Below are 20,596 nucleotides of genomic sequence, written 5' to 3'. Positions count from 1 at the left end.
CTGAAGGCCTCAACCAACAACGAGGCCCACCATGACCACCGCCCTCATCGTCATCGACGTCCAGCACTCCTTCACCCAGCGCCCCAGCTTCGAAACCGACGGCCTTGCCGCCTACCTGGCCGCGCAAAACCGCCTCATCGAGGGCTTCGAGGCCACCGGCCTGCCCATCGTGCGCGTCTTCCACGTGCAGCCCGATGCGACCGGCGCCGACCCCTTCAGCCTGGAAAGCGGCCATGTGCGCCCGCTCGAAGGTCTGCGCGACTTCAAGGCCGACCTGACCGTGCACAAGACCCGCCACAGCGCCCTCGTCGGCAGCGGCCTGGACGTCTGGCTGACGCAGCAAGGCATCCGCCAGCTCGTCATCAGCGGCATCCGCACCGAGCAATGCTGCGAGACGACGACACGCCATGCCTCAGACCTGGGTTGGGAGGTCATCTACGTGCCCGAGGCGACACTCACGTTCACGATGCAGCACCCCGACGGCTCGCCCCTGACACCCGCCCAGCTCCGCGCCCGCACGGCCGCCGTGCTGGACGGCCGCTTCGCCCGGATCATGAATGCCGAAGGCGCGCTACGGGCCGTCACCCCAAAGGACGCCGCGATTGCCTGAACCCAAGCAGGTCTTGTTCGTCCTGCAGGACGACAGCCTCGTTCTCGACTGGGCCGGGCCCGCCGAGGCCCTGCGCCTGGCCAGCCTGGAGATCGCCGCGCTGAAGCTGGATGTCGCGCCCTTTGCCCTGCGCTTCGCCGGCACGCGCAGCGAATCCACAGGCTCGGTGGGCATCCAGCTGCAGGCGCTGGAGCCGCTGCCGGAAGGTCTGCCCGATGGCAGCTGGATCGTGCTGGTCGGCCGCACCTCGGCCGCAGAGGCAAAGTCGCAGGCCACCCGGCGCGAACTCATCGCCTGGCTGTCTCGCCTGGCACCTGGCCGCCCTGGGCTGCGCCTGGTCACCGTCTGCTCCGGCGCCCTGCTCGCGGCCCAGGCCGGCCTGCTCGACGGCCGCCGGGCGACCACGCACCACCAGCATCTTGGCGACCTTGCCCGCCTCGCGCCCCGCTGCACGGTGCTGCAGGACCGCGTCTTCGTGCAGGACGGCGAGGTGTTCACCAGCGCCGGCGTGACGGCCGGCATCGACCTGGCCCTGCATCTGATCGCCGCGCATGCCGGCGAGCTGGTCGCCGCGCGCGTCGCCGAGCAGATGGCCGTGGCGCTGCGCCGTGGCCCGGGCGACCCCGAGCTGTCGCCTCTGCTGGCCCACCGCCAGCATCTGAATGCGCGCCTGCATCGCGTGCAGGACGCGCTGAGCGTGGCACCGGCCGAGGACTGGCCGCTGGAGCGCATGGCCGACCTCGCCGCCACGACACCGCGCACGCTGAGCCGCCTGTTCGCCCAATACGCCGGCACCAGCCCCCAGGCCTATCTCCGCGGCGTGCGCCTGGCCGTCGCCAAGCGTTCGCTGGAGGCCGGTGCCAGTGTCAGCACGGCCAGCGAAGCGGCGGGCTTCAACTCCGAGCTGCAGCTGCGCCGCGCCTGGGCCGCGGTCGGCTGGCCGGGCACGCCATCCAGCGCCAGGCGCTAACGCAGGGCCTGGGTGGCGCCGGTTCGTCCCGCGCAATTGCAGTTCATCCGCCCGCGCCGGCGATCCGTCGCCCGGCACTCGCGGCGCCCGGGGTCAGTGACGAAACTGCAATCACTGACACAGCGAACCACCCACCGGAGCCCACCATGAACACCGCCGCCAAGACCTTCATCGTCGCCATCGCTTCCGTCGCCGCCGCAGCCGCTGCCGGTGTGAGCCTGGCCAACCGCACGGCGGCTCCGGCCACCGAGATCGTGAAGCTGGAACGCGTGGTCATCGTTGGCAAGCGTGCCGAAGCGCCGGTGGTGGCCCAGCTGCCGCGCGTCGTCATCGAAGGCCGTCGTGACGTGACCGCGGTAGCCGCCGCCCAGACGCCGGTCTGGATCGTCTGAGCCCCACGCTGCCGTCAGTCACCCCACCCGCCGCTGGCGGGTTTTTTCTTTTTCTAGGCGCAGCAGGCGTAAAGCGCCTGCACCAGCATGGCCGCGTTCGGCCCGCCGACGACACCCGGCGCCATGCGGTTCATCATGTAGGCGAGGCAGAGCCGCCTCTGCACGTCCACCAGCACCAGCGACCCACCCCAGCCGCCCCAGAAGCAGATGCGCTGCTCGGGGATGAAGGGCAGCGTGGCCGGTTCGGGCAGGCCGTAGCCGATGCCCATGCACAGCGGCACGCCGAGCACGAGGTCGATGCCGCGGGCCTGCACGTCGAAGATGCGATCTACGGTCTGCGGCTTGAGCCAGCGCCGGCCGGCCAACGTGCCCTCGCAGGCAACGATGGACTGCAGCCGCGCCACCGAGCGCGCATTGCCATGGCCGTTAGCGGCGCCGATGTCGGCGCGGCACCAGTCCTCGCGATGGCTGTAGGCCGCGTCGGGGGCCGGGTTGCCCAGGGTGCGCAGCATGCGGCTGTCGGGCGGAATGGCCGAGAAGTCGACCGGCATGGGCGGTGGCGGCACAACGCGGGCCACGCGCGCATCGTGCTCGGGCGGCAGGCCGATGTGGAAGTCGGCGCCCAGCGGCCCGGCCAGCTCGCTCGCCAGAAAGGCGCCGGTCTTCTGCCCGGTGATGCGGCGGATCAGCTCGCCGACCAGATGGCCGTAGTTCAGCGCGTGATAGCCCGAAGCGCTGCCCGGCGTCCACCAGGGCGACTGCGCCGCCAGCAGCGCCGTGCTGCGCTCCCAGTCGCAGAGGTCGCCCATGCCCATGGGCTGCTCCCAGCCGCTGACGCCCGAGGTGTGGCCCAGCACGTCGCGCACCAGGATGCCGCTCTTGCCGTTGGCGGCGAACTCGGGCCAGTAGGCGGCCACCGGTGCGTCCAGGTCCAGCTCGCCGCGGTCGGCCAGCAGCAGGGCGCACAGCGAGGTCATGGTCTTGGTGGTGGACCAGACATGGGTCAGCGTGTTGCGGTCCCAGGGCTGCTGCCGCGCCTCGTCGCACCAGCCGCCCCAATGGTCGAGCACCAGCTCGCCCTCGATGGTCAGCGCCAGCGAAGCGCCCAGGTCGTCGCCGCGCTCGAACAGCGCGTCGAAGGCATGGGCGAGCGGTTCCCAGCGGGATTGGTGGTGGCCCAGCAGATGCTTCATGGCGTGCCTCTCTGTGTTGATCAGAAGTCGTAGCTCGCGCCGATGGCGAACTGGCGCGGCGGCGTGTAGGTGACCTGGCGGGCCGCCCCCAGCACCGGCGAGGCGATGCTCATGCTGGTGTAGGCCGTCGTGTCGGCCACGTTGCGGACGTTGGCCCAGAGCTTCCAGTGGCCGGCAGCCGGCCGCAATGTGGCGATCAGATTCAGGAGGCCGTAGGCGCCCTGCATCGCATCCGGCGTGTTGAACTCGGTGAAGTAGAAGCGGCCGCGCCAGCTGTAGTCGGTGCGCAGCGTGGTGCGCAAATCGCCCAGGCTGCCTGCCCATTCGGCGCCAAGGGTGACTTGCTGCTTGGAGGCCTGCGCCAGCTGGCGGCCGCGCACATTGACCGGCGTCGTCGGCGCGTTGCGCAGGTCGACATTGGTGAAGTCCGTGTATTTGGGGTCCATCAGGCCGAGGCCGACAGACAGCGTCAGTGGCGCGATGGGCTTGACGGCCGCTTCGACCTCGACGCCGTCGATGCGCGCCGCCGAGGCGTTGGCCAGCAGCGTCGTCGCCTGGCCGACCTGCGACACCTGCATGTCCTTGTAGCGGCTGCTGAAGACGGCGGCGCTGAGCACGCCGCGGCGCTCCAGGAACTCGGTCTTGAAGCCGAGTTCGATGCTGCTGACCTTCTCCGGCTTGACGAGATTCGGCTGCAGCGCGCCGAGGTTGACGGCGCCCGACTTGAAGCCATGTGCCCAGCGCGCATAGGCCAGGGTGCCGGCGGCTGGCTTGTATTCGATGCCGACGCTGCCCGGCGTGCTGGTCCAGCCGTCGCTCGGGTGGCCGGTGCCGGCCAGACCGAAGGCGGCGATATTCTGGTACTCATCGGCACGCTTGCTGTCGTGGTTGACGCGCAGGCCGGCCAGCAGCGACCACTGCGGATTCAGCATGTAGCGCAGGTCGGCGTAGGCGGCGCTGGAGCGCGTGTGCACGCTCCCGCCCAGCAGGAAGCCGACGCCGCCCGGGAAGGGCACGGTCAGCGGCGCACCCGGCACGAGGAAACCCAGCGGCACCTGGGTGAGGATGGTGATGTCCTGGCTCTGGTCGAACTGCAGGGCCGTGACGCCGACCAGCCATTGCAACGGGCTGCCATCGTCGGAGGCCAGATGGATGTCCAGGCTCTTGTCGGTGCTGCCGGTCAGGAAGCCCGAGGTCGTGACCGCGGCTTCGGTGGTGTCGCTGTCCCAGAGCCGATCGACCTTGCTGCGCCGCCAGCTCAAGGACGCGCTCAGAGTGTTCGTGCCAATAGGCAATTCCAGCAGCGCCTGCGCCGTATTGACCTCGACGCGGTTGCTCGAGCCCTGGCTCTTGACGACGCGCGGGTCGCTGCTCTGCGTGACGCCGTGCAGCAGCACCGGGATGGACACCGGGTCGGCCAGTACCGGCACGCTCATGCCGGCGTCGCGTTCGCGGTAGTGGGCGGCCACGACCCTCAGCGTGCCGAGGCCCGAGAGCCCCGATTGCAACTGCGCCCGCAGCGCGCGGCTGGCCTGGTCGTCCAGGCGCCGCGGCCCCTCGGCCAGCGGGTTGCGGGTATAGCCGTCGGCCTCCTTGACCTGGTAGGACAGCCGGCCCTCCAGCCCGTCGCTCAGCGGCCCGGAGACAAAGCCCTCGCTCTCGCGCCGGTTGTCGCTGCCGAACAGCAGGGCGACGCGCGCCTGCAGCGTCGAAGTCGGCAGCGCCGAGATGATGTTGACCGCGCCGCCGGTGGCATTGCGGCCGTACAGCGCGCCCTGGGGCCCGCGCAGGATCTCGACGCGCTGGGTGTCGAACAGGGCGGTGTTGGAGCTGGTCTGGTCCGACACATAGGCGCCGTCGGCATACAGGGCCACGCCCGGGTCGCCGCCGGCCAGGATGAAGACATTGCCGATGCCGCGCACGAACAGCTGCGTCGCGCCCTGCCCGTTCGTGAACGAGGTGTTGGGGCTGAGCATGACGAGGTCGGCCAGGCCCGTATCGCCGCGCTCGGCCAGGCGGGCGCCGTTCAGCGCGGTGATGGCGGCGGGCGTGGTGTCCAGCACGGTCACGCGGCGCTCGGCCGTGATGACGACGCGCTCGATCTGCACGTTGTCGGACTGCGCTGCGGCCAGCGTGGACGCCGCGGCCAGCGCAATAGGGCTGAGTCTCATGCTCTGTCTCCGGTCGCCGCGTCTGTGTGGCGGCGTAAGAGCATGGTCGCGAGCCCGCTGGGAGCCGGCTATGGCGAATCGGCAGCGCGATGTGCCGAATCGGAACTTCTCAGCCCTTCAGCGTCTCACTCGGTGATTCGCCAAAGCGCTCGCGGTAGCGCGCCGCGAAGCTGCCAAGCTGCCAGAAGCCCCATTGCGCGGCGACAGAGGTCACCGTGACGCCCGGTGCGGCGGAGCGCAGCTCCTCGCGCGCCCGGTCCAGCCGGTACTGCTGCAAATAGCGCTGTGGCGACACGCCGAAATGGCGCTCGAAGCCGCTTGCCAGCGCGCGCACGCCGACGCCGGCAGCGCGGGCGATCTCAGCCACCGACGGCGCCTCGGCCGCGTGGGCGTGGATGTAGTCGCGGGCCCGCCGCGTGGAGGCAGGCAGTGCGGCCGGAGCATCCAACCCGCGGGTGTAGTTGTTGGGCCAGGCCAGCAGCAGCTCGAACAGGGCCGCGTCGCGCAGGCCGTCCTCCAGCCGCGCGGCGGCCGCATGCGGGTAGGCCGGCGTGGCGGCCAGGTGGCCGAGCACACGCAGCAGGGCCGCCACCGGCGCGCCGCCGGCCTGGGCGCGGCCCTCGAAGCGCAGCGCATGGGCCATGTCCGAGCCCAGCAGCGCGCGGCAGGCGCTGCCCATGTCGGCGTCCGCCACGCGCAGGTTCAGCAGTTCCATGTCACCCGACATCTCCAGCCCCTGCACCTCGTCGGGCGCAATGACACCGGCATCACCAGCGCCGTACAGGTCGCGCCGGCCGCCACGCCAGACTTCCCCCTGGCGAAGATAGGAAAACACCCAATGCCCATGGGCGCGCGGCATGGCCATGCGGGTGGACGTGCCGTAGCGCACCTCGCCCAGGTGCAGGCGGGCGAACTCGGCGCCGCGCAGCTTCAGCGCCAGGCCGTTCTCGTCGCCGATGCGCAGGGCATGCGGGCCATAGACGCCACTGAGCACGGCCTGGGCCTCGTCGGGGTTGCTGGTCTCACAGACGGCGACGAGGCGCGAGTTGCTCAGCGCGGCATCGACCTCGGCCCCTTGCAGGGGCTGGTCGGCGCTGACGGCGGCGGTGGGCAGCATGGCCGGGTTGTAGGCCAATTCCCGGCCCGCCGCCATTGGTGCAATGCGTGGACGCGACAGTCACCCCCGAGACAGGCGTGACGAAGCGCATCCCCTAGTTCGAGCCGTCCCCAAGCTGTCCGTGCAACCCGTCGCAATCGCGCCGAACTCGGTGGCCGATTTGCCGCCCCGGTCGCATCGCTGTCCTCGCGGCCGCCCCGTTTCACACACTGCCGCCGCCCGCAGCCTCACGCTGGCGTGCATCAACCCCAAGGAGCAAGCCATGAACTTCAAAGCCACCCTGTGCGCCGCCGCCGCGGCCTTTTCCCTGTGCCTGTCGCTGCCGGCCCTGGCCGAGGATTCCAGCTACACGCCGGGCTCGGTCTGGTTCTTCTCCAACATCCAGATCGAGCCGGGTCATTTCGAGAAATACATGGACTACCTCGGCACCAACTGGAAGAAGGTGCAGGAGCTGGGCAAGAAGGAAGGCATCATCGTCTCGTACCACGTGCTGGCCGTGAACGCCCAGCGCCATGGTGAGCCCGACCTGGTGCTGGCCGTCGAGATCAAGGACTACCAGAACAACGCCCAGCAACTGGCCTTCCAGAAGAAGATCGAAGCCATGCTGGCGACCGACACACGCAAGCAGGACGTCGCCGCCGGCGAGCGCGGCGCCATGCGCAAGCTGATCGGCAATATGCAGCTGCAGGAACTGATCCTGAAATAGGCCGCAGGCCCACACCCAAAGCAAAACCGAAGCTTCGTTCAGCCTGAGGCTGTCCGCGGCCGGCAGGGCGCTGGCGACAATGCCCGGCTCACCACGGACCGCCCGCCATGCTTGAACTGCTCTCCGACCCGCAGACCTGGATCGCCCTCGCCACGCTGACCGCGCTGGAGCTGGTACTGGGCATCGACAACATCATCTTCATCAGCATCCTGGTGGACAAGCTGCCCAAGGCCCAGCAGGAAACCGCGCGGCGTGCGGGCCTGTTCGCAGCGATGTTCATGCGCATCGGCCTGCTGATGGTGCTGGCGTGGATCGTCGGCATGGTCGAGCCGCTGTTCAACGTGCCCGGCGTCGAACGGGGCATCTCGGGGCGCGACCTCATCCTCATCGGCGGCGGCCTCTTCCTGATCTGGAAGAGCACCGGTGAAATCCACGGCTCGCTCGAAGGCGAGGACGAAGACACCAGCGCCGGCGGCAAGGCCAAGGCGGCCTTTGGCGCCGTCATCCTGCAGATCATGGTCATCGACCTGGTGTTCTCGCTGGACTCCATCATCACCGCCGTCGGCATGGTGGACGACGTGCGCATCATGATTGGCGCCGTCATCGCCTCGGTCGGTCTGATGATGCTGTTCGCCGGCCCCATCGGCCGTTTCGTGTCCAACCACCCGACCATCAAGATGCTGGCCCTGAGCTTCCTGGTCGTCGTCGGCGTGGTGCTGGTCGCCGAGGGCTTCGGCCACCACGTGCCCAAGGGCTATATCTACTTCGCGATGGCCTTCTCGCTGGGTGTGGAGATGATGAACATCAAGATGCGCCGCAAGTCGGCCAGCAAGGTCAAGCTGCGCCAGCAGATGCCCGGCAGTTCGGGCGATTGAATTGAAGCCCCTCGTCCAAGGCTTACCTTGGCCGGTCCCCCGAGGGGACGGCGATGCTTGCCGGATCGACCGGCAAGCACATCGCCCAAGGCGGGCCGGCTAGGGAGCGGCCCGGCGCTCGGCCCGCAAGCTTCGGTGCAACTGAATGGTGGGACGATCGAGGTCATGGAAAAGCTGATGCGTTTCCCGACCGCGGTCCCGCACGATCCGGACATTGAGGCCTGGATGCAGGCCCATACGGGCGCGCTGGGCGACATTGCCCGGCACTGGTTCGACGCCATGCGCCGCTGCGGCGCCGACGTGCGCGAACTGCTGCATGACGGCCACCCGACCGCCTGCGTCGGCGACGCGGCCTTCGGCTACGTCAATGCCTTCACGGCCCATGTCAATGTCGGCTTTTTCAAGGGCGCCGAGCTGGCCGACCCGGCCGGCCTGCTGCAGGGCACGGGCAAGGCCATGCGCCATGTCAAACTCCGGCCCGCCGAGCCCGTCGACGAGCCCGCCCTGCGGGCACTGATCGAGACAGCCTGCGCCGACATGCGCAGGCGCCGGTGATGGCGCTGCGCCTGCAGCCGTTCGAGGCCTTCGACGACCTGCCCTTCAGCCTGAGCGTCGAGGAGCTGGTCGCAAGGCTGGGACCGCCTAACCAGCATTCCCGCAACGCGGCCGCGCTGGACGAGTACGACTACGGCCACTGCGTGCTGCGCTTCCAGGACAGCGGCCGCCTTGAGGAGATCACCCGCCGCGCGCCGGTGCTGCAACTGGACACGGTCGTCATTCCCTTTTCCGCGCTGGGCGGCTTCGTGCTCGCGCAGGATGCCGACGCCTTCGAGCGCGCCGGCTTTCTCGTCAGCCCGACCCTGGGCATCGCCTTCGTGCCAGAGGAGCCCGACTGGGTCACCGCGCTGGCGCGGCATTGCATTCCGACATGGCGGGCGCTGGAGCAGCGCTGATCAGGTGGCCCAGATGCGCGGGTCTGTGCTCGACAACGCCCACAGCCGCTGGCGCCACAGCGCCCTGACCCGCCGCAGCGCCAGCGTCACCGTCTCGACTTCGTCGCCGACGACGCGGGCAAGCAGCATTGCGCCGCGTGGGCTGGCCAGATGCGTGACGCCGCTGCGTGCCACGTCGTCCAGCAAGGCGCGGCTGTGGGTCAGCAGCGCGTCCACATCAGCCAGTGTGCCGGTCTGCGCATAGACCAGCGTGCCGAGCACCCGATGGCCGGCCAGGCCACAGGGGCCGTCCATCAGCGCCGCGTCCGTCGCATCCAGCCAGCCACGGTCCAGCCATTGACCGGTGATCTCCAGATGCTGCAGCATCCGGCCGGCCTCAAAGGGTTGCGCCGCGGCGGGCAAGCCCAGGCCCAGCACCTCGGTCGCGAACAGGCTGGCGCCCGGCGCGAGGCTGAGCTTCACTTCGTTGCGGGCGATGCAATCCGGATAGGCCAGCGTCTCCTGCGGCAGCCATTCCAGGCGAGCGCCCTCGCCCACCGTGGCCTGCACGACCTGGGCCGCCTCGCCGGCGTTGGACCGATAGAAGCGCGTCGCCGCCGGTGTCGTCACCAGCAGATGGGCACCGGCCTGCACGTCGACGTGGATGTCGAGCCGGTCACCGCCAACCAGGCCGCCGGGCGGATGCACGAGCACCGCATGCGCGATGCCGGCGCCCTCGGGGTAGAGGGTCTTCAGCAGGCGCAGCGGGCCGTCGTGGCGGGCATGCACGCGGGTGGCGTTGCCGCCATCGCGCGCCGCGCTCAGCGTCAGGCGCGCCGGCCAACGGATGGGATCAGCCGACAAGCAGGCCCTTGGTCTCGATGAAGCGCACCACCTCGTCCAGGCCGTCGCGCGTCTTCAGGTTGGTCATGACCCAGGGCTTGACGGGCCGCATGCGGGCGGTGTCACTGCGCATGACGTTCAGGTCGGCGCCGACATGAGGCGCCAGGTCGGTCTTGTTGATGACGAAGAGGTCGCTCTTGGTGATGCCGGGGCCGCCCTTGCGCGGGATCTTCTCGCCGGCGGCCACGTCGATGACGTAGATGGTCAGGTCAGACAGCTCGGGGCTGAAGGTGGCCGCGAGGTTGTCACCGCCGCTCTCGACGAAAACGATGTCGGCGTCGGGGAACTTCTCCAGCATGCGGTCCACGGCCTCGAGGTTGATGGAACAGTCCTCGCGGATGGCGGTGTGCGGGCAGCCACCGGTCTCCACGCCCATGATGCGTTCGGGCTCCAGCGCACCGGCCACTGTCAACAGGCGCTGGTCCTCCTTGGTGTAGATGTCGTTGGTGACGACAACCAGGTCCCAGCGCTCGCGCATGGCCTTGCACAGCATCTCGACGAGGGTGGTCTTGCCAGAGCCCACGGGGCCACCGACACCGACACGCAAAGGCGGTAGCTTCTTGGTGCGGTTGGGAATTGCGTGCAAGGGAGTCATGTGAGCCCCCCAACCTGCCGCTGAGCGTCAGGCCCCCCGAGGGGGATAAAAAAACTTGGAGCGGTCCGGCGTTTTTTTGTCATGAGCGGAACAGTCGTGAATATTGATTTTCGTGGCGGGCGCCATGGATGCCGAGCAGCGGCGCGAAGGCCATGGGCTCGGGCGCTGCCAACGCGGTCGCCACGGCTTGCGGGATGACTTGCACGAGGCGTGCCAACAGGCGCTGCCCCGAGGTCTGGCCCAGGGGCACGCAACGCACCGCGGCCTGCATCAGGTTCTCCGCCCAACCGAAGGCGATGGCCTGCAGCGCCGGCTCCAACGCAGCACCGCGGGACGCCGCGACTGCACCCATGACGACGGGCCAGGTCGGCGCCGGTTTGAGCTTTTGCAGCAGGGGCAGCACCGCGGCATCGGGCATCAGGCCCTGCATCCAAACCACAAGGCTGCGGCCCATCTGCTGGGCCTGCTGCAGGCTCTCGCTGGTTTCGCGCGTGTGCAGCACCCAGGCATTGAGTTCTGCCAGCCGCGCGCCATCAAGCGCCAGCGTCGCCGCGTGCGCCGCCGCCGCGATCGGCAGCTCGGCGCGCGCCTGCACGAGTTCGAGCTGGTTCAGCAGCCAGTCGCCGGCACTGGTCTCGTCATGCACGACGCCGGCGTCAACCGCGGCCTCCAGGCCCTCGGAATAGCTGAAGCCGCCGACCGGCAAGGCCGGCGAGGCCAGCCAGAGCAGGTGCAGCAGCGAGGTGGGGGCAGCGGGGGTCGGCATGGGGCGATTCTGGCCCCGCCAGACGCACCCAACCTTCGCCATCAGAAGTGGAATGCGACGCCCGCGCCGTAGAAGCGCGCCGAGAGAGTCTGCTTGGGGTCGTTGCTGCCCCAGCCTTGCAGGTCAGGCCGCGTCCAGTCGGTGGCCACTGGGGGCGACGACCTGCGGCCTGCGGCGGGCGGCGGGCGGCATGCTAGTCGCGAGTTGTGCCGTGCTGCAGCCATCGGCGGCATCTAGGCCGCAACGGGGAAATTGCCGACCTACCTGCTACCGCTCACACCGGCGCCGTGCCTACACTGCGCCGCACTTCAAGGAGGCTCAAGCATGCGAGACAAGACAGCGGCCGTCAGACGTCCCGCCCTGGCCGGGCTGTTCGCCGCGGTGCTGGTCAGCGCCACGCCTTGCGCCCAGGCCTGGGAACCACCAGCCGGGGCCAGCGCCCACGAGATCCTGATCGGCGCTCGCAAGGATGCCGACGAGGGCCGCTTCGCCGTGGCCGCCGAGAAGCATCTGTGGTTCCACGAGCATGTGCTGGAACGCGATCCGGCGATGTCGGGGGTGCGCATGTCCTTTGCGCTGTCCGCCTGGGCCTCGTTGGCGCACCGCCACGCACCCGCCATGACCCAGCTGCTGGCCGTGCGCGACCAGGCCTTGGCACGGATCGATGCCGGCGGCCGCCCGGGCCAACAGGCGCTGGGCGAGGTCATCCACATCAACAACTACCTCGGCGGCCAGAGCGAGTCCACCCGCGACGCCTTCAAGCGCCTCGCCGACCGCGACCCGGTGCTGGCCGAGCGCGACGTGCTCGACGTGCTGCCCGCGCTGATCCAGCTGAACGAGTTCGAGCTCGCGAGCCAGCATCTGCGCGTCGACGCCGTCGTGGGGCGCGTGGAAAGCCTTTACAAGCTCATCCAGGAACATCCGCCGAGCAAGCTCTCGGCCAGCGAGCGGGCCGAGATGCTGCGCTCTCAACAGCGCGTCATCGACGTGCAGCTGGCCCGCGTGGTGCTGGTGCTTGGCAAGGAACGGCGCGACGCCGAGGCCGAGCAGGTGCTGGCGCGCGGCCGGGCCTTGCTAGGCCCTGAAGCCAGCGTCCACCACATGACCCAGGCGTTGCGCGGCGTTGCGCCTCCGGACGACCGCGACGGCTGACGCGCGCGGGCGTCAGTGCCCGTGATCGTGGTCATGCTTGCAGTCGGGGCCGTGCACGTGGACCGGAATGGGCAGCGGCTTGCGCGCCGGTGCCGACGCCGTTGCATGGTCGTGCGCGTGGCCATGGGCATGGTCGTCATGCCCATGGTGATGATGGCCATGCCCAGCCCCTTCGCCATACGCCCCAGCCTCGGGCTCGAAGGCGGCCTGCGCTTCGGTCACGATGAGGTGCTGGCGGCGCAGCATGTCGGCCAGCACGGGGTCGGGCTCGAACTGCAGCAGCTCGGCCTGCAGCTCTAGTGGCACATGGCGGTTGCCGAGGTGGTAGGCGGCGCGCAGCAAATCAAATGCGGAGCCGTGCTCTGCGCAGAAACGCACCTGCAGCACGGGCTGGGGGGCGGCGATGACGCGCAGCAGGGAACCGTCTTCACCCACAAGCACGTCGCCGCCGCGCAGCGCCGTGCCGCGGGGCAGCACCACGGCCACTTCGCGACCGGAACTGTCAGTCGCGCCGAATCGGCTCTTGCTGCGGGTGTCCCAATCGAGTTCGAGAGCCGGAGAGCGCTTGAGCAGCACGGCGGCGAGGCCACCGCCTTGAGGGAGGCGTTTGGAGAAGGTGTGCATGATGGGTTCGGAGGGCAACTGGTTAGTATTGTCGACGCGGTCACCTCAGGAGCGGCAAGCATGGACATCGTTCAACTGGTAGAGGCGCAAGACTCTCTCGGCTTTGTGCTTCCCGACGCCGTGCTGGCACGCCTGAATCTCGCAGCAGGTGACACCCTGCAGCTGACCAAGACGCCCACTGGCATCCTGCTTACGCGGGCCAATGCTGCAACGACCGAGCCGCAACCCGACTCCGTTCCACAACCTTGACTCCCCAATGACCGCGCCCACACTCGAAACCCTCACCGTCTCCGTCCAGGACCACATCGCCACCGTCCGCCTGAACCGGCCGGACAAGGCCAACGCGATGAACGCGGCGATGTGGCAGGACATCCGCCGCGCCTTCGACTGGGTGGACACGCAGCCAGAAGCGCGCGTCGCCGTGCTGGAAGGCGAAGGCAGGCACTTCACCGCTGGTATCGACCTGCAGATGATGATGGGCATCGCCCCGCAGATCGAAGACCCCTGCGACGGCCGCACCCGCGAGGGCTTGCGCCGCGTCATCCTGGACATGCAGGACACGCTCACCAGCCTGGAGCGCTGCCGCAAGCCCGTGCTCGCGGCCATCCACGGTGCCTGTGTGGGCGGCGGCATCGACCTGATCTGCGCCGCCGACATGCGCTACTGCAGCGCTGACGCCTACTTCTCCATCAAGGAGATCGACATCGGCATGGTTGCCGATGTCGGCACGCTGCAACGCCTGCCCAAGCTGATCGGCTCGCAGGGCCTGGTGCGCGAGCTGGCCTACACGGGCCGGCGCGTGGAAGCGGCCGAGGCGCAGCAGGTCGGCCTCGTCAACCGCGTGTTCGACAGCCGCGAGGCGCTTGGGGTTGGCGTGCGCGAGATCGCCGCGACGATTGCGTCCAAGTCGCCGCTGTCCATCCGCGGCACCAAGGAGCAGCTGAACTACGCCCGCGACCACTCGGTGGCCGACGGCCTCAACTACATCGCGACTTGGAACGCCGCGATGTTGATGAGCGAGGACCTGACCAAGGCCATGATGGCCGGCAAGGGCACGGCACCCTCTTTCCGCAATTGAGCGCGAACGCAGCGGACGCCGGCACAGCCACGTTCTACGACGGCTACGCCACCCAGTTGGCCGCCACCGAGGCCAGTCGCAGCGCGATGCTGCCCCTTCTCGAAGCTGCTTTGCCGCCGGGCGCCTGGGTGCTGGACGTCGGCTCGGGCTCGGGCCGGGACGTGGCGGCGCTGCAGCAGGCCGGGTTCGAGGCCTTCGGCGTGGAGCCCAACGCCACCATGCGCGAAACCGCGCTGCGGCTGCGGCCCGGCCTTGCCGGACGGCTGCGCGACGCCAGCCTTCCCCAACTGGGCACGCCCTTCTCGGACTGCTGCCCCCAGGGCTTCGACGCCGTGGCGTGCAGTGCCGTGCTGATGCACATCGCCCCCGCCGACCTGCCCGGCGCACTGGCTTCGCTTGCTCGGCAGCTCCGCCCTCTCGCCGCAGGCGACGTGGCCCGCTGCCGGCCCGCACTGCTGATTGCCCTGCCGGAAATGAACCCCGGCCAGTTGAGTGGTGACCGCGACGCCGATGGCCGTCGGTTCCACAACCACGCCCCGGCCACGGTGCAGCGGCAGCTCACCGAGTTGGGACTGATGCTGGAGAGCAGCAGCGTCAACGACGCGGTGCTGGCCAGCGCCGGCACGCGCTGGCACATGCTCGTGTTCAGGCGGGTCTGAGCGCGTCGCGAAGACGCTTCGCCATTGCGACGCGGCTCGTCATCGCAGATGTTCATTCCAGCACCCGATCAGGCAACAATTCGTGCGTCGATAAAAGCGCGCCGTGACGGGCCGCCGACCGGATTCGTTCAGCCAGGGAGACCGCGTGGATTTCGCTCAACGGCAGCACCGCCCGGGCAGGCGCTTCACCGGCATCGGCGTCGTGGTGCTGCTGCATCTCGTGCTGGGTTGGGTCTTGGTCAGCGGCCTGGCGCACCACATCGTCCAGGTGGCCCGGCAGGCCCCTGTGGAGATCAAGCTCATCCAACCAGAAACACCGCCGCCGCCATCGCCGAAGATGGCCTTGCTGCCACTGCCCACCTTGTCTCCCCCACCGCCGCGCTTCATACCGCCGCCCGAAGTGCAGGTGACGCAGCCGCCGGAGACGACCGTCGCCGCCGCAGCCATCCCCCAGCCTTCGCCTGGCGCGGGCACTGAAGCGGCACCACAACCAGGCCGGGGCCAGCCGGGAGGCGCGCTGGTGCGCACACCGCTGCAACTGGACTTCAGCAAGTGCGGCTCACCGGCCTATCCCGACATCGACGTGCAAGGCACGACGATGGTCGTCTTCACGATGGACATCACCGGCGCCATCTCTGAAGCGCGGGTGGCCGAGTCCAGCGGTCAGTCACGCAGGCATAAGGTCCTGGACCGCCTGGCCGTCAACTTCGTGCTGTCGTGCAAGGGCACGCCCGGCACGGTGAATGGCAAGCCCGTGACGCTGCGCGGCATCACGCCCATCACCTGGAACCTGAAGGACTGAGAAGGCGGCTTTGGCCAGGACGGGCGGGCCTGCCCGCGTGCGTTGGCTTCCAGCGTCCCTCGTGCCGCGCCGCGCTGAATCCCGTGGCTAATTCCTTTTCGTGCTGTCCGGCGCGAGCTTGCGCCGCCTCATGGCTTCCATGCGCAGCCCCTGCGCGGCAGCAATCAGTTGGCTCTGCTGCGCGGGCTTCCCAGCGCTAAGCGCCATGGTCTCGAGGAAGGCTGCCGAGGCTTCCGCGTTGGAGATGAACTCCACGCTTTGCAGCGTGTCCTTCTTGTCGATGGTCCACTCCTTGAACGGCGCGTCGGGCGCTGGGTTGCGACGCATCTCCGCAAGGATGTCGCCGCGGGTCACGCCCGCTTCGAGGCGGCCCTGCCACTGCTTGGCCCATTGGGCCGAAGGCTCGTCGCGCACGTTTTGCGCCAGCGAAACGAGCGTATGGTGGGCCTCATCCGCATTGCCGGCATAGGCGTAGGCCAGCGCAGCGGAGCGCGCGAGCGCGTCGACTTCGCGTGCGGTCTGCCAGGCCGAGATGACACCCTCCAGCGCTGCGCTGTCCGGGGCATCCGTGGCGGCCACCTCGGTCTTGAAGGCGGCCAAGGCAGCTTCCGGCGATTGCGGGTTCAAGCCGCGGGCGCGCTGCAGGTGGCCCTGAGCAGCCTGGAGATAGGCGCGCTTGGCATCGCCCTCGTTGCGCTCGGCCAGGCGCAGGTTCGCCATGCCCAGCAGATAGCGGGCCTCGAAATTGGCGTCCTCCCCTTGCAGCACGGCGTTCAGCGCCGGCAGGGCGTCCTGCGGGTTGCCCCAGTCGATCTGCGCCCGGCCCAAGGTGAGGCGGGCCAGGTCGTCGTTCGGGAACTGCGCCGCCAGGCCGGCGACCTTCTTGAGCAGGGCCTCCCCGGCCGGCCGGCTCGGGCAGGCCTTCAGGGCGGCATCCGCGAGCACGAATTCGCCCGCCGCGCGGGGCAGCGCGTGGAACCTCACCCGGCTGGCGGGCAGCGATGGGAGTCCCACACGCAGGGCATCCGTGCCCCGAAGGCTATACCGCCACATCACCTGGCCGATCTCGGATGCCTTCAGGCCGTAGGCCCGCTCGAAGGCTGTCGTCGGGGAGGCGCCGCGGTCGACGAGACCGAGATAGCGGTTCAGGCGCTGGCGCCTTTCTTCCGAGGACAGCATGTAGTGCGTCAACAGCCAGGACTTCGCCTCGAACTCCAGGCGTGCCCCGCCCGGTCCGGCGTAGTTGTGGGCGTTGGCGAGGTTCTCCTCCAGGACGTCGCCATATTCCAGGCTGGATACCCGGCTGTCTCTGACAAGTCGCAGGTAGCCGCCGATGTCCTTCGGCAGCCGGCCCACCACCATCTGCTTTTCCGAGAACCGCACGGCGGAGAAGTACTGCGCGAAGCCGTCGACGAACGACGTCGGGATGCGGATGTCCGTGTGGCGATAAAGGAAGTGCCGCGCATACGCCTCAAAGACATAGGACAGGGTGTCGTTCAGCGGCGACCGTTCGAGTTGCTCGTCGGCGAGGCTGGAGACGCGTTCCAGATGCACCCCGAACCCCTGGACGCCGGAAGCGCAACTGCTGTACAGGCCCACGGCATCGGCCGGCACGCTGGCATCAACCTCACGCAGGGCCGAGACCCGGCTGTGGTAGTACAGCGTCAGCTTGGGTTCCTGCTGGTCGGCCTTGCCCTTGGTTTGATGATTAGGCCGGGTGTACAGGCGCAGCAGATGGTCGAGCTTTTCCAGGTTGTCCAGCAGCTGGGTGACGTCTTCCTGGTTGGCGTCGGAGTACACGACGAAGCGCTGGCTTTCGGCCCGCAGCCACGCGGAGAGGTCGCCCTTCTTGCCGGCCACCTCCACGCGCTCCAGGTTTGCCGGGCGGGTTTGCTGGGCGCTGGCGGCGCAGGCCGACAGCAGACAGAAGGCGGCGGCGAGTGTGTTTGCCCAGGGTCCCTTGCGCATTGGCTGTTCCTTCTGGAAGTGTGGCTCGGTGCGTGGTTGCAGATCCGAGCTTTCATCCTAACGGCCAGTCACTGCCGCGCGGGCGCCCTCCAGGGCCCAAAGCAGGTTCAGCGACACATTGTTATGCCCGGCCCGCTTGGCCCGGACGTAGGTGGCGACGGCGCCCAGCGCGCGCAGCTCTTCAAGCGTCGTGACGCCGACGCTAGCCAGCATCGCTGCGGACTTGGGGCCGAGGTTGGCCAGGGACTCGATCGTGTCTGACATGTGCGGACCCTAGTCGATCTGGTCAATCGCCCAATCGAACGACGGGTCGCCCACGTCGTTGTGCGCGATGTTGAAGTCCTTGCGCTGGATCAGCAGGTCCACATAGGCGCGGCCCTTGTAGCGCGCTTCGTAGGCGATCACGTCGTTCACGTTGCCCGGCGCATTCGCACTGGTCAGGATCAGGTGCACTGGCAGACGGGGGTTGGCCGCGAAGCGCGCCTGTTCGTCCTGGATGTTCTTGGCCGTCAACGCCCAGAAGGAGCCGTCGAACAGCAGGTAGTTCCTGAAGAAGGGCGTGCCCACGGCTTCGGTGCTCAGCAGGATGGAGCCCAGCAGCCCGCCGTAGGACGTGCCCGAGAAGCTGCGCACGCCGGTCGTGCGGTAGTTGGCCTCGATCAGCGGCGCCAGTTCCTCCTTCAGGAAACGGGCATAGGCCGGCGCGCCGTTGACGGTGTAGTCGATGGCCCGGCGGTCACCCGGGCCCTGCTCGATGTTCACCAGGATCATCGGCTTACGGCGTTTGTCCAGCAGCTGCGAGAACGCATTGAAGCTCCACTGCCCGTCGGTCGCGTACATCACCGCATAACTCTTGCCCGAGGTCGCGTAGTTCTCCGGCAGGTAGACGTGATACGGGTAGTTGATGCCGGTGATCCTGGACGTGATGGACTTGTCGCGCTCCAGCGTGCCCACGTAGACGTAGTTGGGCGTGATCACCACCGGCGGCGGCGTGACGGCCGGCGTCGCGTCGCTGCTCGACCCGCCACCGCCGCAGGCGGACAGCAGGCAGGCAAAGCTCAGAAGCAAACACAGGCGTCTGGACATGGAAGGCCCTCGAGTTGTCTTCTGCGCAGTTCCGGGCACTGCGGTCACGCAGACCCCCGGCGCAGCAGCGTCAGCCCGATCAGCCGCGACACCACGGCCGCCAGGTAGCCCACGCCAACGAACATCTCCAGGCTGGTCGCAGCCCGAGCCAGCGGCCGCACCGGGATGACGTCGCCGATGCCCGTGCTGGACAGCAGCGCGAAGCTCAGGAACATCAGCTCGGACCAGGTGCGGGGCTGTTCGGCGTTGACGGCGGCCGAGAAGCTGCCTGGTTGCACCGCCTGCAGCACCACGAAGCTGTAGGCAAAGCCCCAGGCCAGCAGTGTGAAGGTCGCGCCGGCCGCATACAGCTCGTCGGTCGTCGCATGCATGTCGCTCATCATGTAGGCGACGAGGCTGCCGGCGGCATAAAAGTAGAACAGCGCTTCCAGTGCGGCGGACCAAGGCTGCAGCCAGTGCATTTCCCACACCGCCTGCAGCACCAGCATGACGATGGCCGGCAAGGCCAGGCACACGCTCAGCCACGTCAGGCCCGGCGTGCGCCGCACCATGCCGGTCGTGAAGATCAGCACCGTGATGCCGAAGGCGCTCAACGCGATGGGACCAGCGCGTGTGGATTCAAGGATGGGGTAGAGCAGCAGGCCGACCAGCTGCACGATCAGCAAAATGGCCGACGGGTGGCGGCGCGTAAGGGCGAGAAGTCTTCGGTGGGGGACTTGCATGCCGGGATTCTGTGCCGTACGGCTTCGCGCCAGGCGCGAATCAGGGGCGCGCCTCGCTCGACTGCCGCTGACGCAAACCGGCGCGCTTCCTTCGGCGGATCTCAGAAAGGCGTCGTGCTTCGCGATCCGAGATCGATAGAAGTCGCCATTCGCACAGGCCTGTTCAGCCGCGCCGACGAAGCACCAGCGCCAGCAGGCCGCCACCCAGCAGCAGCGCCACCGAGGGCTCGGGAACCGGCGCATAGGGCACGTTCCAGTCGATGCCGCTCTGGCTGCTCAGCGTGTAGCCGATGGCACTGCCGGCCACCGTGACGCCGCTGACGCCTTGCCAGGTCAGCGTGCTGGCGAAGTCGCTGCTGGCCTCGCTGAACCAGTTCGGCCCGGCGCCGGCCGTGCCAGCAGACGCTCGCGAGAAGACACCCAACTCGAACGGCGTGCCCAGCTTGACCGTGACGCTGAAGTTGACGTCCTGGTCAATCACCTGGTGAAACGGAAAGCCGCCCTGCCCCTGGCCTTGGGCGCGAAAGCTCTGCCCGCCAACCGGCGCGTTGTTGAGCCAGACCTGGCTGCCGATCCGGGTGTAGCTGTTGCCGATGGGCAGGCCATCGAGCACGCCGTCGAGATGGACGCTGAAGCTCACCACGGCGTTCTGGCCGACCTGGGCCGGGTTGGCCGGCATCAGCGTCCACGTGTCGGTCCATCCTGCCGTGCTTTCGGCCGCTGCGAAGCCGGCGCTGGCATTGGCGCGGAAATGTGCGTACATCCCGACCGAGCCGTAGGTAGCGCTGCCATGCGAGTCCGCCTGAATGGAAGGCGTTGCCTGGTTGTAGGTGCCGCTGGTCGCCAGCTGCTGTCCCGGCGTGGTAGTCGAGGCGGCGTTGCAGTTGGACAGGCCCGGCTGCCAGTCGAACAAGTTGCCTTCAGTCGGGAAGGCGCCGGTGGCCAGGCCGGCGCAACTCGATACGAGAGCGCCCGTGGCGCCGAGATTCTGTTGGCTCAGTTCGGCCGCGAAGGTGGGCAAGCTTGCCAGCGCGAGGGGCAGCACTTTGAGGCAGATGCGCATGTCGGGCTCCTTGTTTGGTGACCGAAGGCTAGGCCTCCGCCCGGGCGCCGTCAGTCCCTAAATCCGGCTGATCCCTTGCGTGCTGGAAATACGTCTGTACACCGAAGGTGTCGTGTTCGGGGGCCGCCGAAATGTTGGTGTTTGCGGTGTCTTGCCAGCGAACGGGCTGGGACCCCGGCTTTCGGCTTTTCCGCGGGCGCTTTGGTCGACCT

General features: G+C 68.6%; 24 protein-coding genes. 12 read left to right on the top strand and 12 right to left on the bottom strand.

Features of this window, described 5'->3' with window-relative positions:
• Positions 1 to 31: 31 nt before the first annotated feature.
• From AC1DW0_RS01310 to AC1DW0_RS01300, 3 genes are all read left to right on the top strand, one after another.
• Positions 32 to 610: a cysteine hydrolase family protein gene (locus AC1DW0_RS01310; protein WP_477944612.1), complete on the top strand. Its 579-nt coding sequence runs from the start codon at positions 32 to 34 to the stop codon at positions 608 to 610.
• Positions 603 to 1,580, top strand: a complete 978-nt coding sequence (locus tag AC1DW0_RS01305) for a GlxA family transcriptional regulator (RefSeq protein ID WP_477944610.1) — start codon at positions 603 to 605, stop codon at positions 1,578 to 1,580. Before AC1DW0_RS01310 ends, AC1DW0_RS01305 begins: the two co-directional genes overlap by 8 nt.
• A 146-nt stretch (positions 1,581 to 1,726) precedes the next feature.
• Complete coding sequence (locus tag AC1DW0_RS01300) at positions 1,727 to 1,972, top strand: hypothetical protein (protein ID WP_056195195.1); 246 nt, start codon at positions 1,727 to 1,729, stop codon at positions 1,970 to 1,972.
• A 53-nt stretch (positions 1,973 to 2,025) separates the two neighbouring features.
• Here the strand turns inward: AC1DW0_RS01300 and AC1DW0_RS01295 are convergent, their stop codons facing one another.
• The 3 genes from AC1DW0_RS01295 to AC1DW0_RS01285 all read right to left on the bottom strand — a co-directional run bounded on the left by AC1DW0_RS01295 (position 2,026) and on the right by AC1DW0_RS01285 (position 6,453).
• Positions 2,026 to 3,165, bottom strand: a complete 1,140-nt coding sequence (locus AC1DW0_RS01295) for a serine hydrolase domain-containing protein (RefSeq protein ID WP_477944608.1) — start codon at positions 3,163 to 3,165, stop codon at positions 2,026 to 2,028.
• A 20-nt stretch (positions 3,166 to 3,185) separates the two neighbouring features.
• The gene (locus AC1DW0_RS01290; RefSeq protein WP_477944606.1) at positions 3,186 to 5,336 is read right to left on the bottom strand and encodes a TonB-dependent receptor; all 2,151 of its coding nucleotides are present in this window, start codon (positions 5,334 to 5,336) and stop codon (positions 3,186 to 3,188) included.
• A gap of 109 nt (positions 5,337 to 5,445) precedes the next feature.
• A complete protein-coding gene (locus tag AC1DW0_RS01285) occupies positions 5,446 to 6,453 on the bottom strand; it encodes a helix-turn-helix transcriptional regulator (RefSeq protein ID WP_457355912.1) in 1,008 nt (335 codons plus the stop codon).
• 262 nt (positions 6,454 to 6,715) lie between these two features.
• On the opposite strand from AC1DW0_RS01285, the gene AC1DW0_RS01280 reads away from it, so the two are divergent.
• From AC1DW0_RS01280 to AC1DW0_RS01265, 4 genes are all read left to right on the top strand, one after another.
• Positions 6,716 to 7,159 carry a hypothetical protein gene (locus AC1DW0_RS01280; protein ID WP_056195183.1) on the top strand — a complete coding sequence of 148 codons (444 nt, stop codon included), beginning with the start codon at positions 6,716 to 6,718 and terminating at the stop codon, positions 7,157 to 7,159.
• 107 nt (positions 7,160 to 7,266) lie between these two features.
• The gene (locus AC1DW0_RS01275; RefSeq protein ID WP_477944603.1) at positions 7,267 to 8,034 is read left to right on the top strand and encodes a TerC family protein; all 768 of its coding nucleotides are present in this window, start codon (positions 7,267 to 7,269) and stop codon (positions 8,032 to 8,034) included.
• Positions 8,035 to 8,211: 177 nt separating this feature from the next.
• A complete protein-coding gene (locus AC1DW0_RS01270) occupies positions 8,212 to 8,589 on the top strand; it encodes a DUF1801 domain-containing protein (protein WP_200955253.1) in 378 nt (125 codons plus the stop codon).
• On the top strand, positions 8,589 to 8,987 hold the full coding sequence (locus AC1DW0_RS01265) for a hypothetical protein (protein WP_477944601.1): 399 nt from the start codon (positions 8,589 to 8,591) through the stop codon (positions 8,985 to 8,987). Before AC1DW0_RS01270 ends, AC1DW0_RS01265 begins: the two co-directional genes overlap by 1 nt.
• Here AC1DW0_RS01265 and AC1DW0_RS01260 read toward each other — a convergent pair whose 3' ends face one another.
• The 3 genes from AC1DW0_RS01260 to AC1DW0_RS01250 form a co-directional block, all read right to left on the bottom strand.
• Positions 8,988 to 9,830, bottom strand: a complete 843-nt coding sequence (locus tag AC1DW0_RS01260) for an urease accessory protein UreD (protein WP_477944600.1) — start codon at positions 9,828 to 9,830, stop codon at positions 8,988 to 8,990.
• Positions 9,820 to 10,464 carry an urease accessory protein UreG gene (ureG, locus tag AC1DW0_RS01255; protein WP_056195175.1) on the bottom strand — a complete coding sequence of 215 codons (645 nt, stop codon included), beginning with the start codon at positions 10,462 to 10,464 and terminating at the stop codon, positions 9,820 to 9,822. Before ureG ends, AC1DW0_RS01260 begins: the two co-directional genes overlap by 11 nt.
• A 79-nt stretch (positions 10,465 to 10,543) precedes the next feature.
• On the bottom strand, positions 10,544 to 11,230 hold the full coding sequence (locus AC1DW0_RS01250) for an urease accessory protein UreF (RefSeq protein WP_457355918.1): 687 nt from the start codon (positions 11,228 to 11,230) through the stop codon (positions 10,544 to 10,546).
• Between the two features lie 324 nt (positions 11,231 to 11,554).
• On the opposite strand from AC1DW0_RS01250, the gene AC1DW0_RS01245 reads away from it, so the two are divergent.
• A complete protein-coding gene (locus tag AC1DW0_RS01245; RefSeq protein WP_477944597.1) occupies positions 11,555 to 12,382 on the top strand; it encodes a hypothetical protein in 828 nt (275 codons plus the stop codon).
• Between the two features lie 12 nt (positions 12,383 to 12,394).
• Here the strand turns inward: AC1DW0_RS01245 and ureE are convergent, their stop codons facing one another.
• A complete protein-coding gene (gene ureE, locus AC1DW0_RS01240) occupies positions 12,395 to 13,006 on the bottom strand; it encodes an urease accessory protein UreE (RefSeq protein WP_477944595.1) in 612 nt (203 codons plus the stop codon).
• A gap of 60 nt (positions 13,007 to 13,066) precedes the next feature.
• Here ureE and AC1DW0_RS01235 point away from each other — a divergent pair, with 60 nt between their 5' ends.
• The 4 genes from AC1DW0_RS01235 (at position 13,067) to AC1DW0_RS01220 (ending at position 15,545) form a co-directional block, all read left to right on the top strand.
• Positions 13,067 to 13,255 carry an AbrB/MazE/SpoVT family DNA-binding domain-containing protein gene (locus AC1DW0_RS01235; protein WP_477944593.1) on the top strand — a complete coding sequence of 63 codons (189 nt, stop codon included), beginning with the start codon at positions 13,067 to 13,069 and terminating at the stop codon, positions 13,253 to 13,255.
• A gap of 7 nt (positions 13,256 to 13,262) precedes the next feature.
• Positions 13,263 to 14,084: a crotonase/enoyl-CoA hydratase family protein gene (locus AC1DW0_RS01230; protein WP_477944591.1), complete on the top strand. Its 822-nt coding sequence runs from the start codon at positions 13,263 to 13,265 to the stop codon at positions 14,082 to 14,084.
• Complete coding sequence (locus AC1DW0_RS01225) at positions 14,081 to 14,743, top strand: class I SAM-dependent methyltransferase (RefSeq protein WP_477944589.1); 663 nt, start codon at positions 14,081 to 14,083, stop codon at positions 14,741 to 14,743. Before AC1DW0_RS01230 ends, AC1DW0_RS01225 begins: the two co-directional genes overlap by 4 nt.
• Positions 14,744 to 14,888: 145 nt before the next feature.
• Complete coding sequence (locus tag AC1DW0_RS01220) at positions 14,889 to 15,545, top strand: energy transducer TonB (protein WP_477944587.1); 657 nt, start codon at positions 14,889 to 14,891, stop codon at positions 15,543 to 15,545.
• Positions 15,546 to 15,632: 87 nt separating this feature from the next.
• Here the strand turns inward: AC1DW0_RS01220 and AC1DW0_RS01215 are convergent, their stop codons facing one another.
• The 5 genes from AC1DW0_RS01215 to AC1DW0_RS01195 all read right to left on the bottom strand — a co-directional run bounded on the left by AC1DW0_RS01215 (position 15,633) and on the right by AC1DW0_RS01195 (position 20,384).
• Positions 15,633 to 17,513 (bottom strand): hypothetical protein, encoded by a 1,881-nt coding sequence (locus AC1DW0_RS01215; protein WP_477944585.1) that lies wholly within the window; start codon positions 17,511 to 17,513, stop codon positions 15,633 to 15,635.
• Positions 17,514 to 17,570: 57 nt separating this feature from the next.
• On the bottom strand, positions 17,571 to 17,777 hold the full coding sequence (locus AC1DW0_RS01210; protein ID WP_457326390.1) for a TfoX/Sxy family DNA transformation protein: 207 nt from the start codon (positions 17,775 to 17,777) through the stop codon (positions 17,571 to 17,573).
• Between the two features lie 9 nt (positions 17,778 to 17,786).
• On the bottom strand, positions 17,787 to 18,599 hold the full coding sequence (locus AC1DW0_RS01205; RefSeq protein WP_477944583.1) for an alpha/beta hydrolase: 813 nt from the start codon (positions 18,597 to 18,599) through the stop codon (positions 17,787 to 17,789).
• A gap of 44 nt (positions 18,600 to 18,643) precedes the next feature.
• A complete protein-coding gene (locus AC1DW0_RS01200) occupies positions 18,644 to 19,321 on the bottom strand; it encodes an ion channel (protein ID WP_477944581.1) in 678 nt (225 codons plus the stop codon).
• Between the two features lie 163 nt (positions 19,322 to 19,484).
• Positions 19,485 to 20,384, bottom strand: coding sequence for a PEP-CTERM sorting domain-containing protein (locus tag AC1DW0_RS01195; protein WP_477944579.1), 900 nt, complete (start codon positions 20,382 to 20,384; stop codon positions 19,485 to 19,487).
• Positions 20,385 to 20,596: the final 212 nt, after the last annotated feature.

This window comes from Roseateles sp. P4_D2 (assembly GCF_056401875.1).
This window is presented reverse-complemented; position numbering and strand designations above follow the sequence as displayed.

Bases quoted from the DNA above. Each gene is read 5' to 3' on its own strand.
- AC1DW0_RS01310 (WP_477944612.1), top strand. From the start codon at position 32: ATGACCACCGCCCTCATCGTCATCGACGTCCAGCACTCCTTCACCCAG.
- AC1DW0_RS01300 (WP_056195195.1), top strand. From the start codon at position 1,727: ATGAACACCGCCGCCAAGACCTTCATCGTCGCCATCGCTTCCGTCGCC.
- AC1DW0_RS01295 (WP_477944608.1), bottom strand. From the start codon at position 3,165: ATGAAGCATCTGCTGGGCCACCACCAATCCCGCTGGGAACCGCTCGCC.
- AC1DW0_RS01290 (WP_477944606.1), bottom strand. From the start codon at position 5,336: ATGAGACTCAGCCCTATTGCGCTGGCCGCGGCGTCCACGCTGGCCGCA.
- AC1DW0_RS01285 (WP_457355912.1), bottom strand. From the start codon at position 6,453: ATGCTGCCCACCGCCGCCGTCAGCGCCGACCAGCCCCTGCAAGGGGCC.
- AC1DW0_RS01280 (WP_056195183.1), top strand. From the start codon at position 6,716: ATGAACTTCAAAGCCACCCTGTGCGCCGCCGCCGCGGCCTTTTCCCTG.
- AC1DW0_RS01275 (WP_477944603.1), top strand. From the start codon at position 7,267: ATGCTTGAACTGCTCTCCGACCCGCAGACCTGGATCGCCCTCGCCACG.
- AC1DW0_RS01270 (WP_200955253.1), top strand. From the start codon at position 8,212: ATGCGTTTCCCGACCGCGGTCCCGCACGATCCGGACATTGAGGCCTGG.
- AC1DW0_RS01265 (WP_477944601.1), top strand. From the start codon at position 8,589: ATGGCGCTGCGCCTGCAGCCGTTCGAGGCCTTCGACGACCTGCCCTTC.
- ureG (WP_056195175.1), bottom strand. From the start codon at position 10,464: ATGACTCCCTTGCACGCAATTCCCAACCGCACCAAGAAGCTACCGCCT.
- AC1DW0_RS01250 (WP_457355918.1), bottom strand. From the start codon at position 11,230: ATGCCGACCCCCGCTGCCCCCACCTCGCTGCTGCACCTGCTCTGGCTG.
- AC1DW0_RS01245 (WP_477944597.1), top strand. From the start codon at position 11,555: ATGCGAGACAAGACAGCGGCCGTCAGACGTCCCGCCCTGGCCGGGCTG.
- ureE (WP_477944595.1), bottom strand. From the start codon at position 13,006: ATGCACACCTTCTCCAAACGCCTCCCTCAAGGCGGTGGCCTCGCCGCC.
- AC1DW0_RS01235 (WP_477944593.1), top strand. From the start codon at position 13,067: ATGGACATCGTTCAACTGGTAGAGGCGCAAGACTCTCTCGGCTTTGTG.
- AC1DW0_RS01230 (WP_477944591.1), top strand. From the start codon at position 13,263: ATGACCGCGCCCACACTCGAAACCCTCACCGTCTCCGTCCAGGACCAC.
- AC1DW0_RS01215 (WP_477944585.1), bottom strand. From the start codon at position 17,513: ATGCGCAAGGGACCCTGGGCAAACACACTCGCCGCCGCCTTCTGTCTG.
- AC1DW0_RS01210 (WP_457326390.1), bottom strand. From the start codon at position 17,777: ATGTCAGACACGATCGAGTCCCTGGCCAACCTCGGCCCCAAGTCCGCA.
- AC1DW0_RS01205 (WP_477944583.1), bottom strand. From the start codon at position 18,599: ATGTCCAGACGCCTGTGTTTGCTTCTGAGCTTTGCCTGCCTGCTGTCC.
- AC1DW0_RS01200 (WP_477944581.1), bottom strand. From the start codon at position 19,321: ATGCAAGTCCCCCACCGAAGACTTCTCGCCCTTACGCGCCGCCACCCG.
- AC1DW0_RS01195 (WP_477944579.1), bottom strand. From the start codon at position 20,384: ATGCGCATCTGCCTCAAAGTGCTGCCCCTCGCGCTGGCAAGCTTGCCC.